The organism is Stieleria mannarensis, from assembly GCF_014154935.1.
GTDB lineage: Bacteria > Planctomycetota > Planctomycetia > Pirellulales > Pirellulaceae > Stieleria > Stieleria mannarensis.
This window is the reverse complement of record NZ_JACEHH010000014.1, coordinates 1-18,782: the sequence shown is the minus strand read 5'-3', so window position 1 is coordinate 18,782 and position 18,782 is coordinate 1. Positions and strand designations below refer to the sequence as shown.

Genomic DNA, 18,782 nt, shown 5'->3' with positions numbered 1-18,782 from the left:
TCTGGTTGCCTTCATTTTTTGACCAACCCATTTTTTGACCAACCTCAACTGCCCGCTTTCCTTACGATCCAACGACAGCCTTGAATTCATTGGTGGAACATGCATTTCATCCCCTTTCTACTTGTTGTTTTATTGATCGCTTCGTCGGCCATCTCTGCCGAGCAGGGTGAGGCGAAATCGGCGTTGGAGGTGATTGAAAGCAACCGTGGCGGTCGGCATTGGGTCGAGCAGGAAACGGCACCGCCGAAGTCGCCCGCTGATTCACTCGACGCGATCGAAATCGAACCGGGGTATGAGATCACTTTGTTCGCGGCCGAGCCGTTGGTCCGCGATCCCGTCGCGATCTGCTTTGACCAGCGTGGGGACATGTATGTCGTCGAATATGGTGACTACCCGATCGGTCCCGAAGACGGCGGTGATCCGCTGTCAAAAATCGTTCTACTGCGAGACAGCGATGGCGATGGTGTGGCCGACCGTCGACACGTCTTCGCCGACAAACTGGACTTTGCCCACAGCATGATGGCCTACCGAGGCGGTTTGCTGGTCGGTGCGAAAACCAAAGTGTTGTTCTTGAAAGATACCGACGGCGATCACGTTGCCGATGTTAACGAAACCTTGTTCGACGGCTTCACACCCGCCCACCCGCAAATGCAAATCGGCAACCCACGCTGGGGAATCGACAATTGGGTGTACCTGAATTATGGCCCCGGCAAAGTATCTTCGACGAAGGATCCCGATGCGACGGTCACGCTGCCACGCAAGGACTTTCGGTTCAATCCCCAAACCATGGCATTCGAATCGGATAGCGGAATGGGGCAGTTCGGCAACACGGTCGATCGTTGGGGGCATCGGTTTTATTGCACCAACCGGAACCCGATCATCACGACCTTTCTGCCGCCAAACGTTCTGGCGCGGAATCCGTATCACATCGTCAGCGCACCGTACTACGACGTCGCACCCTCGGGTGGACAATCTGAAGTCTTTCCGCTGGTTGAAATGAAGAGCAACTACTTGTCACACGCGGGAACGCACACCTCGGCTTGTGGCACGACGGCGTACATCGGTGACCTGGGTGACGAATCATTTCGCAACAGCGTGTTCGTCTGCGAACCGATCGGGCACTTGGTGACACGTTCGATCGTGGACTCGGCCCCGCTGAAGTTCACCGCGAAACGAGCGGAGGAGAAAAGTGACTTCATCGCGTCGACCGACACCTGGTTCCGGCCGTCCAGCTTGGCCACCGGTCCCGACGGTGCGCTGTACTTGGCCGACATGTATCGTTTGTGGGTGGAACACCCCAAGTTCCTGCCCCCGGAGATCGCCGCCAAACTGGATTGGCGGGCCGGAGAAGATCGCGGTCGAATCTATCGGATCGTGCCCCGCGACGCGGCCCCTCGATCCTTCTCTCCACCGGAATCCGAGTCCGATTCGGTCGCCCTGCTTGAGGATGATAATGGATGGCGACAATTCCTCGGTCAACGTTTGTTGGTCGAACAGCAGGCGAAAACACAGGTTACCGAATTGCGAAAACTACTCGCGTCACCCTCGCCGACGACACGGCTGCATGCCCTTTGGACCTTGGACGGCTTGTCGGCTGTGAAACCTGCCGATGTCCGGCGAATGTGTGGCGACGCGAATCTTCATTGTCGCGTCGCGGCGGCAAAACTGGCGGGCAGCATGATGGAAGACGATGCCGTGCAAAACGCTTTGATCGGTCTCGCCGATGACGCGAATGCACAAGTTCGTTTCCAAGTCGCGTTGTCACTTTCGGCCAACCGCTCACCACAGGCCACCGCGACGCTGACTCAATTGGCGCGACGCGATGGACACGACAACGCCTTTGCCGACGGATTGCTGACGTCGACCAAGCAGCGTAGCGGTGCGGTCCTGGCGGGGTTGATCGACGACGACGCGTTTCGTGTTTCCGGTACGGACGGCAAATTGGACTTGGTCCGACGGCTTGCCGCAGTCGTCGGTGCCCGTGGCGATATGGACGAACTTGAAAGCGTCTTTCGGTTGATCGGCCGCGACGATGACCAGAACTGGTGGCGTGCCGCCGCGATTGCCGGGATCGGTGACGGGCTGCCGCGGTATCGCGGCGAGCATGGACGGATGTCGCTGGCCGGTCTGATCGCCAAACCGCCGGCACCGTTGGCCGATTCGATGGATGGACTGAAAACGGTTTTCGATCAAAGCGGTAGGATCGCAGCCGATCCCGAGCAATCCGTCGCGGACCGTGTCGCGGGAATCGAATTAATGGCGTACCAACCCTTCGACGCCGCCGTGGACACCTTTCATGCGTTGCTGTCGAGCGACCAACCGGTGCAAATCCAATCGGCCTGCATCGAGGCGTTGCAACGGAACGGCTCGCCCGCTGCCGCGGAAATCATTTTGGATCGCTGGTCGCAACTCGGACCGTCGGTCCGTGGAACGGCCATCGCGTTCTTGTTGCGTCGGACCGAATCCACTCGATTAACCCTCGCGGCGATGTCACAGGGCAAAATGAACCCTTCGGCGTTAAGCATCGATCAACGCGTGCGACTGCTCAAGCACGGTGATGAAACGTTGCGAGAGGAAGCCACCAAGTTGTTCGGCGGTGTCGTTTCGCCGAATCGCCAGAAAGTGGCCAAGGATTACGAGGGGGCATTGGTGATGAAGCCCGATGCCGCACATGGAAAACAAGTGTTCAAACGCGTCTGTGCAAGCTGTCACCGAATCAGCGGCGAAGGACACGAAACGGGCCCTGATTTGACGGACGTACGCAATCGTTCCAAACCCGCGTTGCTGTACGACATCTTGGACCCCAACGCCAAAGTTGAGCCTCGGTTCACCGCCTATTCCATCTTGACCGATGACGGATCGGTGCTGACGGGGCTGATCGAATCGGAAACCAGCGAAGCGGTGATCTTGAAGATGGCCGAAGGTAAAACGAAAGCGATCGGACGGGCGGAAATTGAACAGATGAAAGCCAGCGACGTGTCGTTGATGCCCGAAGGCATCGAAAAAGACATCACGCTGCAGCAGATGGCGGACTTGTTGGCCTATTTAAAAGATCGCTAGAGCTTTGTCCCTAAACCCGTTGCGGAAGCCGCCAAGGCTTTCGACTCGCAGCAGTCCACACGGGAAATGCCGAAATTCTTGGCGAATTCCGCTACCTCATACACCCCTTGCCGGGTTTAGGGACAACGCCTATCCCGCTATCGTTCTCTGGACCTTTCGGCTCAGGTAGTCCGAATTCGCATCGATGAACCGGAGGTTGCGGTGTTGGGCTTTGCTGATGCCGATGCGTTTGGTCACGCGGACGCGTCGCGGCGGTTGTGACGGTGCATCGAACACCCCCAGCGCCTCGTCGCGGACCAGGCATCGGCCGTCATCCTTGCGATCGATTCGCAGTGCCTGGCACAACATCGCCGGGCCGCGAGTCAGACGTTTCGGATCGTCATGGCCGCGGCTCTGGCGCATCCGATCCAGTCCCCAGATCGGCTCGATCGCACGCACCAGCACGGCGGCGCCTTGCCCTTCGTCCTGGGTGACGGCGTTCAAACAATACTTTGCGTGAATCGGATAAACGTACAGCGTCCCCGGACCGGCGAACATCGATGCGTTGCTGGGGGTCTTGCCGCGTGCCGCATGGCTAGCCGGATCGTTGCGGTCGAGATAGGCTTCTGTTTCCACGATCCATCCGCCCAGCCACTGGCCATCGACCCGATGAAGCAACGCCTTGCCGATCAACTGTTTCGCCACCACCGCCGTCGCTCGTCGGTAGAATGCGGCATCGAGCCGATGGGCGATCAAACGATCGGGAAGCGGGTGCGGGCGGGCCATGGGAAAATGGACGACAAGGGTGGCAATCGATGATGGTGATGCTGTGAAACGACTCGGCCCCGAGACCGTCTATGTCGCTGCGTGGATTTTCCCCATCAGCCGACCGCCGATCAATGGCGGGTACCTGCGGGTCGTCGACGAACAGGTCGTTGAGATCGGCGCGCTGCGAAATCAAAACTTCCCACGCCAGGACGTGATCGACTTGGGGGAGGTGGCCGTGATGCCGCGGATGGTCAACGCCCACACTCACCTGGAATTTTCCGATTGCCGATCACCGATCGGACAGCCGGGGATTTCGCTGGCCGAGTGGATTGGCAAAGTCATCGCCGCCCGAGGTGTGGCGAGCGAAGACCAGCGGAACGCCCGGATCCGTGATGGGATCGCCGAATCGGCCGGCAGCGGCGTCGGACTGATCGGGGACATCGCCACGCCCCCCTCGCAGTACCCGAGCGACACCGATACCACGATCGTTTCGTTCGCCGAGGTCCTGGGGCTGAGCGACGTCCGGGCGGGCGAACGACTCGAATCGGCGGAAAAACACGCGGTGACCGTCGCGGAAAACCCATCGGTCGAATTTGCGGTCAGCCCCCACGCGCCCTATTCGACACCTCCGGAACTGGTTGGCCGCTGCGTCGAATTGGCCGTGCAAACCGGAGCCCCCTTGGCGATGCACGTTGCCGAGTCGCCCGATGAACGGGAACTGCTGCGTTTCGGCAGCGGCCGATTTGCCGAGGTCCTCCGCGGGGCGGGGCTGTGGCCCAAAGGAGTGTTTCCTTGGCAAGGCGACCAGCCCGTGTCGGACTTGATCGACGCGATCGCCGACGCACCGCGGGTGCTGCTGGTTCACGGAAATGACTTGCAAGACGACGAGATCGAGCGGATCGCGCGTCATCCCCACCTGAGTGTCGTCTACTGTCCACGAACGCACGCTTTTTTCGGCTACGACGCCCATCCCGTGCAAACCCTGCTCGATGCGGGGGTGCGGGTCGCCCTGGGCACCGACTCGCGGGCCAGCAACCCCGATCTGAGCGTCTGGAAAGAAGTACAATTCCTGCTCCATCAGCGGCCCGATCTTGATCCCCACGACGTGCTGGAGATGGCGACAATGTCCGGTGCGGATGCCTTGCTAGGCGCCGGATCGCGATCTGGGAGAATTGAAGCGGGAAAGACACGCGTCGGATCGTTGGTCTCGATTCCTACGACCGCTCAACGTCTCGATGCCGTCTGGCGCGACTTTGTGTCGGCAGATTTGTCGTGCATCGGCGTGCAACGGCGGGCATAATGGTTGCGAGTTTCTAGTTCCAAGTTTCACGTTCGGTTGGATTTGATGTATTTTCGTTTGGCTTCGCGATTTCTTTTTGAGACGGACAAACGCCTGCTTGCCAAGGCGGCTTGGACGTTGGGGGTGAAGGGATTGTGGAGTGTGCACAAGCACAAACGACGATTGAAACGCGGCGAGTTCTTTCCCCCGTTTCTGTATCTGTCGGTGATCAACAGCTGCAACCTGCGCTGCCAAGGATGCTGGGTCGACGTGGCAGCCAAACAACATCGCATCGAGCTGGACGCGGCCAACGAGACGATCCGTCAAGCCAAAGCGATGGGCAACAGCTTCTTCGGCATCCTGGGCGGTGAGCCGTTCATGCACAAGGATCTGCTGAAGATCTTTGAACAAAACCGTGACGTCTATTTTCAGGTGTTCACCAACGGGCACTTCATCACCGATGAAGTGGCCGCGGAATTGAAACGGTTCGGAAACGTCACGCCGCTGATCAGCGTCGAAGGGTCAGAGATCATCAGCGACGAGCGACGGGGTCGCGCCGGCGTTTTGAACCAGACCATGGAAGGGCTGAAGACGGCCTTGAAGCACGACCTGTTGGTCGGGGTCTGCACCAGTGTGTGCAAGTCCAACATCGATGACTTGGTCCAAGACGCCTGGGTCGATCGGCTGATCGAGATGGGCGTGATGTATTGCTGGTACCACATCTATCGTCCGGTCGGTCCGGAATCAAATGCCCAGTTGGCCCTGACCAGTGACCAACAACGGCGTGTCCGCCAGTTTGTCGTCGACACGCGGGCAACCAAGCCGATCATCGTCATCGACGCCTATCACGACGATGCCGGAAACGCGTTGTGCCCGGCGGCAACCGGGTTCACCCACCATGTCGGTCCATGGGGCGACATCGAACCCTGTCCCGTGATTCAGCTGGCGACCGAATCGATTCACGACAACCGGCCGCTGGCGGAAACGTTCAACGAGTCCGCGTTCTTAAAAGATTTCCGGTCGCTGACGGCCGAGCACACCCGCGGCTGTGTGATCATGGAACGGCCGGACCTGCTGGTGGAGCTGGCCGAAAAGCACGGCGCCCGCGACACGACCGCCCGGGGCGCTGTGATCGATGAATTGAAAAACGTCACGCCGCGACGAAGCCAGTTTCAACCCGGCGATGAGATCCCCGAACGCAGCTTTGTCTATCGCTGGGCCAAGAAGTACGCGTTCAACGATTTCGGAACCTACGCCCGCCACTTCGACGCGGCGAAGTATCGCGATCCGGACAAAGACGCCCCGGACGGCGAACACTCCAAGAGCGAGTTGCCGGTGCTGCAGTGAGATGAGCTTGTTTCCAAAATCGAAAGTACGATGACCCTGCCGGGCCGTCGACGGTGCGCGCCGACAGCTCAAGCACCCGGTCTTGATCGCAGCGGAAGCCGTCAAGACTTTCGTAAGCCGCCGGCCTTCTCTGGCGTTTGCTTACTGCACAAACGCCGTCTCTCCCTGGGGGAGAGAATCTCAATTAGTTGCCAAATCCTGCGGTAGCAGAATTCCGCGCCGATGCGATGACAGGCTGGAAGCCTATCCCACACGCTATCGCTACAGCTGGATGACCTGTTCTTCGTTGACGGTTTCGGCGTGGGATTCGCAGCTTGCGGCCATTTCGATTTTCACGCACCAGCGGCCTTCGGCGTCGCCGCGGACCAACCAGTGCGGTTGCACACAGACGCTTTGGTGCACCAATTCGAATCCGGCTTCACTCTGGCTGACCGTTTCGACGGGGAACGCCCAGATGCCGCTGGGGCGATCCAGATTCATCGACACATCAATGCCCAGCCAGCGATCTGACAGCGACAGTTGCGAGGCATGTTGCAAATCCAAACGCTCGCCCAACTGGCCGAGAGGCTGCCCGTCTTCGCCGCTGAAGTAGCGGTCATCGGCGCCGGCGGGAAGTCCTGCAAAATTCATCTCGATCGCAAAGTGCAACTCGCGATCTTGAGGCAGGTTCTCCAGCAGATACGTGATCTCCAACGAATCGCTGCCGCTGACCATCGTGACCGCCTTGGTCAGGACGATCGGAATCCCCCATGCGTTTCCTTCGCGTCGCATCTGCACTTGGACCCGGTCGCTTCCGCGACGCAATTTCGCTTCGAAGGGAAGCTCAACAAAATCGCCTCGTTCCATCGCCTCGCCGCGGGAAACCGCGTTCAGGTCGGTGTCCACATCATAGAAGTGGTCCATCAGACTCTTGCGGGGATAGCGATCGTATTGCAACCGCTGGTCCAGGTCGGCTTGTTTAAAAACGACCCGATCGTGAATGCTGGCGACGTCCTCGCCGCCGGCGTTCGGACCGGCGAGGACTTTTTGGTGATAGCTTTCCGGACGGCGTTGCAAGGTCGCCAACAGGTTGTGGCTGATCTCACGCACGTCCAATTCGTAAAGCCGACCGCCGCGTCCGGGGGCCACCCAGGCACAGAGTTTGTCGTTGCTTAAGCGGACTTCTTGCAGCCCATCGAAATCGTAATCGTCGGCCGTCGCTTGGACCGCACCGGACAACTCGCCGGTCAGGTTGCTGAGCAGGTTGTCGGCGGTGATCAGGTGTTGATAGACGGCGTTGCGGAGGTGGGGCAGATAGATTCCGCCAAAGGCGCCGTGCCAGTAGGGGCAATTGCATTGGCCGCGATACAGGTGATCGCGAATCACCGCCAACTGGCCTGCATCGATGCCGGCCGATTCGGCATCGGCCAGGCGACGGCTGACGTGCATCATCCGCGCGTACATCTCGTTGGTTTCTTCGTACTTTGATTTGAAGTTTCGCCAGTAACCGCCGCGGACAAACGTCTTCAGATCGCTCCAGCGTTCATGCGAATCGAGCTCGTGGGTCACGTCATCCAGCGTGATCTGTGACGGCGTGGGCAATGACCATTCGGTCATTTCACGATAGCTGCAATCGGGAAGATAGATCTTTCCCACCGGCGCGGTGCGATTGATCGCTTCGCCCAGTGAAACGGTGTGCAGCCAGGATGCGTTTTCGGTCAGTGCATTGAACAACGATTTCAACCAGCCCCGATCGTACACGTGGACCTTGGTGTCGGGCCAGGTGCCGAACTTTTCACCGTCGTCGCCGAAGGTCAGCACGGCTCCGGGGGCGCGCTCGGCAACGCTGCGGCAATGATCGATCGTCGCTTCGACCGGTTGAAACGGAATCGTGTAACGCAGGTGTTCCGATCCGGGGAAGATCCGCAGCAGACGCCCGTCGTCTTCGGTGATGAAGTAGCCCGTCAAACGCTCTTCATCGACGCCGGCGGCGCGGAAATGATAATCGTCCAGCACGGTGTAACGGATGCCGGCGTCGGCGACGTCACGCGTCAGCGTCGACTCCCAAACACGCTCGGGCGTCCACATCCCGGCCGGCGTGCTGCCCAAATGACGCTCCAACCAACGTCCATAGGCTTCGATCTGGCCGATCCGGTCGCGCGAGGGCAACATCGTCAAGATCGGCTCGTATTGAGGCCCACCGATGATCTCGATCCGTCCCGCTTCGACCAACAATCGCAGCCGATCCAGGTATTCCGGATGACGCTCGGCCAACCAGATCATCAACGGTCCCGACGTGTGCAGCGAAATCTGCAACTGGTCGTAGGGCTCGAAGACATCCAAAAACGGTCGATAACTATCCTGGTACGCCTGCTCGAAAACGCCGTCGAAGTTGCCGATCGGCTGGTGATTGTGCAGGACCAAGCAAAGATGAACGTGGTTAGACATGTTCGAAGAAGTTAACGTGGATGGAGAGCAGCGGATGACACGCGGCGGCGTCGTAACGTCTTAGGTCAAACCGATGGCCGGTCGTGACTGGTGGTCGAATTGTAGGGAAGGAGTTGACATTTCCGAATGGCCACTCCGGACGCATCGCACCAGTTCGCAGGAAATCGATCCGGCGCCGAAACGGAATGTTTTCCGGTTTGGACTTCTTCCCCTAATCGTTAACGGCGCCCCATGCAGTGTATCGGCACGTGGGTAGGGGCCAACAACAGTCAGAATCGTCAGATTTTCACAGCCGATGGTGATGGAGGTTGCCGGCGGCGGCCCCCAATCGGGCGGCGGAGGCCCCAAGATGCCGTCCCATTGGTAGCAAGTTAAGCAGTGCAGCCATCAATCAAGTAAGTCACCCTCCCTTTCAGGGAGGGTTAATTTGAAAAAACGCACGACCTCTGCGAGGGAGGATTAATGGTAAACTTGATACCTATGCCCGCCTCTCTGCCGGGGGCGCTACTTTCGGCGGCCTATCGCGTCAGCAAAACGTTGCGGGGGTCGTGCTTGCGGGCGATTTCGCGGTATCGCAAGGCGGCGGATTCCGGCAACAGGGAGTTGATCATGCAGTCACAACTCCACTCAAATCCCGCGGTCTTGCTCAATCGTGGAAAGACATCGAGCGACCATTGAAAGGCTTCGGGCTGTTGACAGCCGGGCGGGCAGGTGTGCAGCAGATAGTTGAACGCTTTGCCGGGGAATGCTTCGTTGACCCAGGAAAGCACTCGCCAGAGGAAACTGGCCAGTTGATCCAGGGAGGTGTCGGTCATCAGGTCAAAGTGCGGCTGATGCTCCACCGACGTCATTCGGATCAGCCCGCCGAAACGGCTTGCAAAGGGGCAGAAGGCGACAAACGAGTCGGTTCGGTCGATCACCCGGCTGCGTTCGGCGAGTTCCGCACGCAACAGATCACACGCCAGCGAGCAACCGGTCCGAGCCCGATGGTGTTCGCAGCGAAGCATCGTGGTGCGGACGTGGTGCGGCATCAAACTTGTTGCGATCAGCTGGCTGTGACTGTGCCGCAGCGACGCGCCGGCTTCGGGACCGCAATTCTTGAACACGCTGATGTAGTTGATCCCGGGCACCTGCCGCCAATGGCGGATGCGGTCGCGAAACGCCAGCAACGTCATGTAGACCATTGCCGGGTCGTACTCGGTGATCGACTCGGCATGCAACGACGATTCGATGATGACCTCGTGCCCACCGACCACGTCGGTGATGGGAAACAATTCGTGGCGATCGACATGATCGCCGGTGACTGAGTCACTGGGGCTGACCGCCGGGAACTTGTTGGGCACCACACGGACGTTCCAGCCGTCTTGCTCCCCGGCCACGACTTCGACGTGCGGTCCGGCAAAACGCGTTGCCCCATTTTCGATCGCGGGCGATCCCTGGTCACCCAGCTTGGCCGACCAGATGGCTTCGGGCGTGCGGCTTTCGGCGCCGGCACAGAACGGGCAATCGGCGTCCACGGCCGGCGGAGTGGCCACGGCCACCGACGAAGGTGCGGTTTTGGATTCGTAATCGTTGGGACGCTGGTCGCGTTTGGGCGCAAAGATCGTCCAGTCCCCGGTCAACAGGTCTCGCCGCGTGTGAGAGGTCGATTGGTTGCCACGAGAGGCTGCGGCTTCCTTGCGGGCTTTGCTATCGGTTGCCGAACGCGCCAGCGAACGCATCACCGATCGCCGCGCCGGCCGCCCCGGCCACATCGCTTCGGTTTCCCCGGCCGATGCGAGCCGCGTGTCGGTGTCGATGACCCCCGGTTTTTCGCGATATCCTGAGACGTTTTCGCCGACCCGGCTGGAAGGATGAGCCTCTGCCGAAAAGGTGGGCGGTCGTTGCTCAGAATCAGAAGGCATAGCTTCGCAGCAGGGGGTAATTGGGATAGGGGAGGACGCCTGCACCGCGGAGCCACCGCCCGATCTTGTACATCATCCTCTCGTCCACGTGAGCCATCCCAGATGATCCATTCTGGGAATGTTTTTGGCGGACCCGATTAACCTCACTCTACCAATTTTTGAGCGATTACCAGCCTTGGGGGATCAAAAAAACGAAAACGTTTGCTTGCACTTACTTTGGCGTTTTCACCATGCCCCCCTTAAGGGAAACTGCGTGGTCGTAAAGCTCTACATACTGGGATGCACTTTTCCTCCAGGACCAATCCGCCGACATCGCACGCTCGACCAAATTCTTCCAATTTTTTTGGTCGTGATAACGCAATTGCAGAGCGCGACCGATCGCTTCGTCCAGTCCACGCGGGGAAACCTCGCGCAAATGGAATCCGGTCGCCGTTTCGTTGGCCAAACTTTCCGCCGTCGTGTCGACCACCGTGTCGGCCAGTCCGCCGGTGGCCGTAACGATCGGGATCGTGCCGTAACGCAAACTGTACAACTGATTCAGCCCACACGGCTCATAGTGGCTGGGCATGACAAACAGGTCCGCCGCGGCTTCGATCCGATGCGCCAGTGCCTCGCTGAACCCGACATGGGCAGCGACCTGCTGCGGGGCCTGGGCGGCCAGGGCGGCCAGCTCGGTCTCGATCTGTTTGTCGCCGCTGCCGAGGATCATCCACTGCGTCGGTCGCCCCTCTTGGACGTGTTGCCGAATCACCGGCAGAATCAAATCCCACCCCTTCTGTTCGGCCAACCGCCCGACCAACCCGATCATCGGCACGTCGTCGGACTCCTCCAGCCCGAACTCGTTCTGCAGCGAACGTTTGTTAGCGACCTTGCCGGATTGCCAGTCGTCTTTGTCAAACGTCACGGGCAACTTGGCGTCGGTCGCCGGATTCCAATCCGTCTCATCGATCCCGTTGGTGATCCCCGTCACACGTCCCCCCTTTGACGCAAGCACGCCATCCAGGCCGCAGCCGTGTTGGGGTGTGCAGATTTCCATCGCATAACGCGGGCTGACCGTCGTGACATGGTCGGCACAAACGATCCCCGTTTTCAGAAAGTTCAGCTGCCCGTAGTACTCGAACGATTCATGTGTGAAGTGTTTCCAGTCCAGCCCCGTCCAGGCGAAGGCGTCACGATGGAAATTGCCCTGATAGGCCATGTTGTGAATGGTCATCAACGTCGCGGCGCGAGAGAGCGATCCATAGGCTGTCGGCGAGGCCTGTAGCAGGGCGGGGATCAACCCGGATTGCCAGTCGTTGCAATGCAGCACGTCGACGTTCATTTCGATCCGCATCAACGCGGCCAGCGCGGCGCGGCAAAAAAATGCGAACCGCTCGGCGTTGTCGCGGTAGTCCCCGAGTTCGTCTCCGTACAGCGATTCACGATCGAAGTATTGCGGTTGGTCGATCAGCCAGGCGACCACGTTGCTCTCGGGCAGCAAGCATTTCAGCAGCCGGCCGCCGACCAGTTTTCCCGGCGACATCGGGATCGCAAAGCTGATGTCGGTGGTGTCAATTTTTAATCCCGCACGATGGACGCTTCGAAAGGCCGGTAAAATCACGGCGCAGCGGTGCCCCAACGCGGCGACTTCGCGGGGCAGCGTGCCACACACGTCGGCCAAACCACCCGTTTTCGCCAATGGAACTGCTTCGGAGGTTACGTAGACAATATTCAAAACTTGATACCTTAGTCGTAGCCGGCGTCACCTGTGGCGACAGGAAACGGCCGAAGTTAATGCAGCGAGCCGAGGATTCACAGCGTTCCCACCCACCCGTATGGAAATATTGGTCGCAATTAACGCTCGCGCCAGAAAGCTCGGGGGGCGACGACGTCGAATTTGCCCCGGATCAGCTAAACTTAGGGGTCAATCGTCGTAATCTGCTCCTCCTTGTCCGAATCACGAGTTGTGTTGCCTGCATGTCGATCGCACAGAGCGAATTCTGGTCTCGTCTGGTCCAATCCGGGCTCGCCGACCCGGGCAGTTGCCAACGCTACGGTGCCGCATTTGCACAGTCCCCGGAAAAGTCGACGGGCGATGACGGCGCCGCCGTCGCTGCCTTTTTGGTCCGAACCGGCGTTCTGACGCAATTCCAGGCCGACCAACTGCTCGCAGCCGACGGTCCGGCGGGACAGATTGGTCCGGCCCTGCGGGTCGGTTCGTTTGTGATGACCAGCGATCAACCGGTTCGGCCGTTTTCGCATTGGATCCCCGTCCAGACACCGGTGACCGAACACGCTCCGGTCCCCCGCTACGGATTCCTGTTACGCGTCCCGCTGGGCAGCCTGGATGAAACCCGACGCAGCTGGATCGCCGTCCACAGTGAGATTCGCGCCGAATCGCTGCAGACGATCGAACTGTCCGGGGGCGCCCAAGCGGGAACGGCCGATCAGACCGTCGAAATCTTTTCACCGCTTCCCGCCGGAGCGCCGCTCTTCCAGGTGCTGCAAACCAAGCCGTCGCTCAGTCCGCGAAAGACGGTTCGGATTGGTGTCGATCTGGCCAACGCACTGCACGCCCTACATCAGCCACTCGATTCCGGATTGGTGATGGCTCACGGGGCGGTGGCATCCGATCACGTCTGGGTCACCGCCAAAGGACACGCGATTCTGCTCCGTGACCCGTCCTCTCCGGCGCGATCACCGCTGGCGGACCTTTCCACCAGCTGGATTGAATACCTGGAATCACCCGGCCTGTATGCCGCACCCGAGCTGGCCGATCCGGCCGCGACGCCGACGCCGGCCTCGGATCTGTATTCACTGGGCTCTCTGTTGTTCCAGCTACTGCTTGGACGTCCCGCCTTTGCCCGCAAAGACGGGCATGCGTTGCCGGCGGGGCACAACCAGCCGCAACCGCCCGAGTTGATCGAAGCGGTCCAGCAAGGGGCGGCGGGAAACCCGCTGCTTCGTGTGTTGGCCTATGCGATGGCCCACGACCCCGCGGCCCGGTTTGATTCCGCCGCGGCGATGGCCGAAGCGCTGCGGCGGGCAGGTGAGTTGGTCGACGCGGCGGCGAAGTCCGCCCCGGCGGGGACGAAACCAAAGTCATCGCCGGTGGCCAAACCGTCGGCCGATACCGTACCCACGGCCGACCGAACGCCGAAGCGACCGACCGCAGCGAAGCCCGCTGGCGCAGCGAAGCCCGCTGGCGCAGCGAAGCCCGCTGGCGCAGCGAAGCCCGCTGGCGCAGCGACAACCTCCGCCCAAGACGCCGCCCCCCCTGCTGAACCGGCTCGGCCTGCCGGGGACGGCGCTCCGCCGGTTGAACCGCCCGCCGTACAGCCGATCGAATCACCCGCCGCCGATGCCGCGGGAACACCGGACATCGCGGCGCCGGAAATGACGACGCCAGACGTCGCAGCGGCACCGTCTGCCCCCACGCCCGCTGACACCGCATCGACCGTCGACGCGACCGTCGACGCGACCGAGCCCGATGGCGAACCGAAACGCACGCGGCGGAAGCGTCGCACGCGGCGCAAGAACCGGATCCCGATCTTGGCCGGCATGATGGTGCTGCCGCTGTTGATGTTGGGCCTGGCCATCGCATTGCGTGGTCGCGGTCCCGTCGAGCCACCTCGGCCGCCGCGACCGAGTCCGGGGATCATCAACCGTGTTCCCGAAGTCCGCGAGTCGCGGCGCGCGGTTGCCGGTGAAGAACCGACACTGGTCAATGGTTATGAAATCGTCGACAGCGATCGCTTGCTTTGGGTGCCGCCGTACTCGGCCGACTCCCCGCCACCATCGCTGGAACTCTTGCCGCCCGGGCCGGCAATGATCCTGTCGATTCCGCTGGCACGCATCACACAAAGTGCCGATGCGCGGTCGTTGATGTCGACCTTTGACGCGGAACTATCGCCTTGGATCGCGATGGCCCAGCAGCGCGCCGGGGTGCCGCAGGACCAGATCGAGCGCTGCACCGCGGCGTTCTTTCCGGGCCGAGATGGATGGCCCGAAGTCGCCTTGGTGATCGACCTGGTCGCACCGGTCGCGTTGGACGCGCTGACCGAGAAGTGGCAGGCATTTGAATCGCGCACGCCCGACGGGGTGATCATTTACGCCGGCGAAGACCTGGACGGCGATGCGTACTTCGTCGGCGGCGGCGAAAAAGGAAAACCGCCCGAAGGCGGGAATGTCGGGCGGTTCGCCATCGCCTCGTTGGATCGAATCCGTGAGGTGGCCGAAACCGAAGGCGCAGCAATTCCGTTGGTTCGCAGCATGCAAACCCTGTGGAACCAAACCAGCGCCGAAAGCGACCTGGTCGCCTTGGTCACGCCCAACTTCCTGTTCGCCGACGGCCGCCAAATGCTGGCGTCCTCGTTGCCCGAATTCACTCGGCCGCTGAAACGATGGTTGATTCCCGATGTCGCCGCGTTCTCCTTGTCCGCTTCGGCAGCCGATGGGGCGCTGTACTTAGAACTGCGTGAGCTGCCCAGCGGCGGGGCGACCGCGGCGACGTTGTTAAAAGGCTTCCGCGACACGACGCAAACATGGCCCGAGTGGGCGGACAATTTCATTTTGACGTCGGTCCCCGATCCGTCGTGGCGACTGTTGGCCACCCGATTGCCGCTGATGCTGCGGTTCGTCAACGAACAAACACGCAGCACCATCTTGGGTGAAACCGTCGTCGCGTCGACGTATCTGCCCATCGATGCAGGATCGCAAGTCGCCCTGGGGACGTTCTTGGCGATGAACACCCCGGCCGGCGGTGACACGGTGGCCGAGGCTACCAAAGCCGAACCGTTGTCGCTCGATGAGATCCTCGATCGGCCGATGTCGATCTCGTTCTTGCAGCTCTCCTTGCAGTTCGCCGTCGATGCCGTCGTCGACGAGTTTGAACAATCATTGCCGGACGGATCGACGATGCCAGCAGTCCGAATCATCGGCGCGGACCTGGAGAAAAACGGGATCACGCAAAACCAACAGATCCGCAATTTCGAGCGTGACGGGCAGCCGCTACGAAAGGTGCTGACCGACTTGGTGCTGGGAGCCAATCCGGACAAAACCGCGACCGGGCCGACCGATCCCAAGCAATCGCTGATTTGGGTCGTGCACCCGACGGGCAAACCGCCCGAAGAGACCGAGATTCTGATCACGACCCGCGACGCAGCCGCCGGCAAGTACGAACTGCCCGCCGAGTTTCGTATCCCAGAAGGGAATTAGCACGACGCTTTTCAAAAGTACGATGGTCCCTTCCGGGCCGTCGCCCCTCGCTGCGAGTGGCGTCGTTTCTATTCCTGCCGCATTTGGCAGCGGACTTAGATTCTCTCCCTCGGGGAGAGACGGCGTTTGCGCAGCAAGCAAACGCCAGAGAGGGGCCACCGCTGGCGAAAGTCTTGGCGACTTCCGCTACGATCAAATCCGTTACTTCGACAAACGACATTCCAGGCAGCTTCTCTCATTCGATCAAATCCAACAGCGCGTCGACCTTCGCCTCGGCCGGATCGATCGACAGCGCCCGTTGGGCTTTCGCGACACTCTCTCGCCAATGCTGCTTTGCGATCGAGGTGGTCGATTCCTCGACCGACTGCGGTTGCGGTTGGATGTGCAGATCCCAGCCTCCGGTTTCCGCATTGACGCCGACGACATAATTGCCGGGCGTGACCAGTGTGGACTTCATGGTCCCGTCGCCCAGCCCGGTGTCAAAATCAATTCGCACCGGTCCGTCCAGGCGGTGCTCGACCACCGATCCGGCTGGGGCACTCTGCGGCTGGCCGTTGACCAGATAATGGAATTCGGCGGGGGAACCGCTGGCATCGATCGAGACCTCCACGGCCGTCTTTTGACGAACGTCCCAACCCTCTTGGCCGACCACCCAGCGATACATGCCGTCGTTGATCGTGTAGCGTTTGACGGCGCCCTTGCCGTTTTGAAACGCGACGACAAAGGCTTGATCCAGCGGCACCATTTCGCCGGGGGCGAGTGTGATCTCAAGCGCATCGTCGCACACGAAACTGATCGGTGACGTGTTGATCGACGGGCTGTAGAGCACGACTGCCGGGATGCCCTCGGGCAATTGCATGTCGGTGACCGCGTTGCCGGCCAGCCCCAGACCGACACCCAACAAGCCCGCGATCGCCTCTTCGGGAGCATCGCTCTTGACGGCCGCCTCGGCGATCCGCACAAACAAGTCGTCTCGACGCTGGGTGCCCAACACCCGCGCGATCTCACTGATCACGCTCATGTTGCGGATGTTCTTGGCGCGTTGGGCAATGATCGCCAGCTCGGTTCCCGCGAGCAGCGGTCCAGTCACTCCGGTCAGTTCTGTCCGCAAATCATCGATGGCTTGTGTCAGAGTTTCCGAGTCGGACTCGGGGGCGAGCGCGGCGATTTGATCGGCGGTGTCGGCAGCGCCGACCAGTGACGCCCAGGATTGCCGATTGCCCAATTGCGCCAAGGCGTCGTCATGGGTTGTCAACAATGACGCCCGCGCACCGCCATCGCGCGACTGAGTCGACAATCGCCCGTAATCACGGCGCAGCGAGTCCACTGCCGGATCTGAACTCGATTGATCCAGGAATCGCGCGACGGCCTGGTCGATCTGTCTGGCGATCTCGGTCGCTTCGACACGGATGACTTGAGCGGTCAGTTGCGGGCCGGCCGAGACGACGTGCGTCAATGCGATTTCGGTCGGTGAAGGGTTGGGGGAAACCGCCGGCCGAGTGACGATCGTGTTCTCCGGTGGGCTAACCGCCGGCGGAGTGGGCGCGGGCGGCGGGCTGGGTTGGGCGCTGGGCTGGACTTGGTACGTCTGCGATGGAACCGATTGGGAGTAAGGCTGCCGGATCGTTTGTGACCCGGAAGATCCCTGGCGTCTGGAGGGACGCGAGGAGCCTCGCCCCGGAAGGACTCCCCCCCGTCTGAAGCCCCCGTTCAAGCCCTTTTCCAAGATCTGGCCGCCGGCACGATCCAGGATGACCGGCCCGACGGCCGGCAAGATGACCTTTCCCAACGCTTCGCCGATGATGTCTTGCCCCGGGGATTCGGACGGAATCGTCGCGAGCATCCCGCCGGCGATTGCTACGCAAAGGCTCTTTCTCAGTCGGTTCATTGGATCGGCCGTCGTTGGAGGATTCGGTTTGAGCGGATCGGGACGCGTGAACCGCCCGACGTGCCCGCCGTCGCGGCGCTGAGCAAGGTTAGCTCAGAAACCGTGCGGGCGATGGTACGTGCGTCCATCCCTTCATTTTGCCCTAAATGAATCCGGCAATGAGGAAGAATCATTTTCGATCGCGCAGGGGCAACCGGTAGAATCCTCACCGTCGGGCAGTGTGCAGAGGCGCCTTGTTCGTCGCGGTTGAGAGTCAGCCCACTGCGAGGGAACCCTGCGGAAGCAGAACTCTGAGGCATCCCAAGAAGATCCAAACGCCATTTAACTGGGCCGCGTCGACGAACTGTGTGCTGGACGGCCTATTGAGTAAATCAGACGTTTGGCCCTAGCCTACGGGCGTGAGTGCATTTTCTTGGTGATGGAAGCCCGTGCGCCCGCGCGAAACGGTTGGTCCCACGTATGATCGGAATAAATCGACAGGCCGTGGAGGCATTTTAAGCTGCCGCTTCAGCATCGGTAAGGCAGCGAAAGCAAAGCGTGATTTTGAACTGCGTTGGCGAGCAAGGTCTCCGGCGCCATCGTATTGGTACACGCATGCCACAATGCTGATCCACTGATTCCGCCACAGTAGCCAATTCGCTGCACTATTTCAGAGAATCATCGAGACGGTGAAAACCGGCTGCCCGCCGACCTAGCCGCCAAGCTAAACCTGGGCAACTAGAACACGTACGGTGGTCCATACAACGGCCAAAGACATCGCGCGGGTAACTACCGAGTGGGGGCGGGCAAAAAACAAACCACAATTCCGCGACATCAAAAAACGACGGGTGTGATAGACATGCGCGCACATTGACGGCAATCGCCCCCCCCGCCTATCATTATCGCCCAATCGTTTTTTTGAAAACTTGAGGCAAGATCATGACTACAAAGATTC

9 protein-coding genes are annotated in these 18,782 nt (G+C 60.5%); 4 read left to right on the top strand and 5 right to left on the bottom strand.

The window, feature by feature from the left end; genetic code table 11:
• The first annotated feature begins 99 nt into the window (after window positions 1-99).
• Window positions 100-3,060 (top strand): PVC-type heme-binding CxxCH protein, encoded by a 2,961-nt coding sequence (locus H1B37_RS11325; RefSeq protein WP_182866771.1) that lies wholly within the window; start codon window positions 100-102, stop codon window positions 3,058-3,060.
• Between the two features lie 129 nt (window positions 3,061-3,189).
• On the opposite strand, the gene H1B37_RS11320 is transcribed toward H1B37_RS11325, so the two are convergent.
• On the bottom strand, window positions 3,190-3,825 hold the full coding sequence (locus tag H1B37_RS11320; RefSeq protein WP_182866770.1) for a DNA-3-methyladenine glycosylase: 636 nt from the start codon (window positions 3,823-3,825) through the stop codon (window positions 3,190-3,192).
• 19 nt (window positions 3,826-3,844) lie between these two features.
• On the opposite strand from H1B37_RS11320, the gene H1B37_RS11315 reads away from it, so the two are divergent.
• Complete coding sequence (locus H1B37_RS11315; RefSeq protein ID WP_353620818.1) at window positions 3,845-5,107, top strand: amidohydrolase family protein; 1,263 nt, start codon at window positions 3,845-3,847, stop codon at window positions 5,105-5,107.
• Window positions 5,108-5,152: 45 nt separating this feature from the next.
• The gene (locus H1B37_RS11310) at window positions 5,153-6,433 is read left to right on the top strand and encodes a radical SAM protein (RefSeq protein WP_182866768.1); all 1,281 of its coding nucleotides are present in this window, start codon (window positions 5,153-5,155) and stop codon (window positions 6,431-6,433) included.
• A 261-nt stretch (window positions 6,434-6,694) separates the two neighbouring features.
• Here H1B37_RS11310 and H1B37_RS11305 read toward each other — a convergent pair whose 3' ends face one another.
• The 3 genes from H1B37_RS11305 to glgA form a co-directional block, all read right to left on the bottom strand.
• Complete coding sequence (locus H1B37_RS11305; protein WP_182866767.1) at window positions 6,695-8,860, bottom strand: alpha-amylase/4-alpha-glucanotransferase domain-containing protein; 2,166 nt, start codon at window positions 8,858-8,860, stop codon at window positions 6,695-6,697.
• 518 nt (window positions 8,861-9,378) lie between these two features.
• Window positions 9,379-10,764, bottom strand: a complete 1,386-nt coding sequence (locus H1B37_RS11300; RefSeq protein WP_182866766.1) for a galactose-1-phosphate uridylyltransferase — start codon at window positions 10,762-10,764, stop codon at window positions 9,379-9,381.
• 211 nt (window positions 10,765-10,975) lie between these two features.
• A complete protein-coding gene (glgA, locus tag H1B37_RS11295; RefSeq protein WP_182866765.1) occupies window positions 10,976-12,478 on the bottom strand; it encodes a glycogen synthase GlgA in 1,503 nt (500 codons plus the stop codon).
• A gap of 242 nt (window positions 12,479-12,720) precedes the next feature.
• Here glgA and H1B37_RS11290 point away from each other — a divergent pair, with 242 nt between their 5' ends.
• Entirely contained in the window at window positions 12,721-15,960 is a 3,240-nt protein-coding gene (locus H1B37_RS11290; protein ID WP_182866764.1) for a protein kinase family protein, read from the top strand.
• 235 nt (window positions 15,961-16,195) lie between these two features.
• On the opposite strand, the gene H1B37_RS11285 is transcribed toward H1B37_RS11290, so the two are convergent.
• Complete coding sequence (locus tag H1B37_RS11285; protein WP_182866763.1) at window positions 16,196-17,848, bottom strand: hypothetical protein; 1,653 nt, start codon at window positions 17,846-17,848, stop codon at window positions 16,196-16,198.
• Window positions 17,849-18,782: the final 934 nt, after the last annotated feature.

Excerpts from the sequence above, each read along its gene's own strand:
- H1B37_RS11325 (WP_182866771.1), top strand. The coding sequence starts at position 100 with ATGCATTTCATCCCCTTTCTACTTGTTGTTTTATTGATCGCTTCGTCG.
- H1B37_RS11320 (WP_182866770.1), bottom strand. The coding sequence starts at position 3,825 with ATGGCCCGCCCGCACCCGCTTCCCGATCGTTTGATCGCCCATCGGCTC.
- H1B37_RS11310 (WP_182866768.1), top strand. The coding sequence starts at position 5,153 with ATGTATTTTCGTTTGGCTTCGCGATTTCTTTTTGAGACGGACAAACGC.
- H1B37_RS11305 (WP_182866767.1), bottom strand. The coding sequence starts at position 8,860 with ATGTCTAACCACGTTCATCTTTGCTTGGTCCTGCACAATCACCAGCCG.
- H1B37_RS11300 (WP_182866766.1), bottom strand. The coding sequence starts at position 10,764 with ATGCCTTCTGATTCTGAGCAACGACCGCCCACCTTTTCGGCAGAGGCT.
- H1B37_RS11290 (WP_182866764.1), top strand. The coding sequence starts at position 12,721 with ATGTCGATCGCACAGAGCGAATTCTGGTCTCGTCTGGTCCAATCCGGG.
- H1B37_RS11285 (WP_182866763.1), bottom strand. The coding sequence starts at position 17,848 with ATGAACCGACTGAGAAAGAGCCTTTGCGTAGCAATCGCCGGCGGGATG.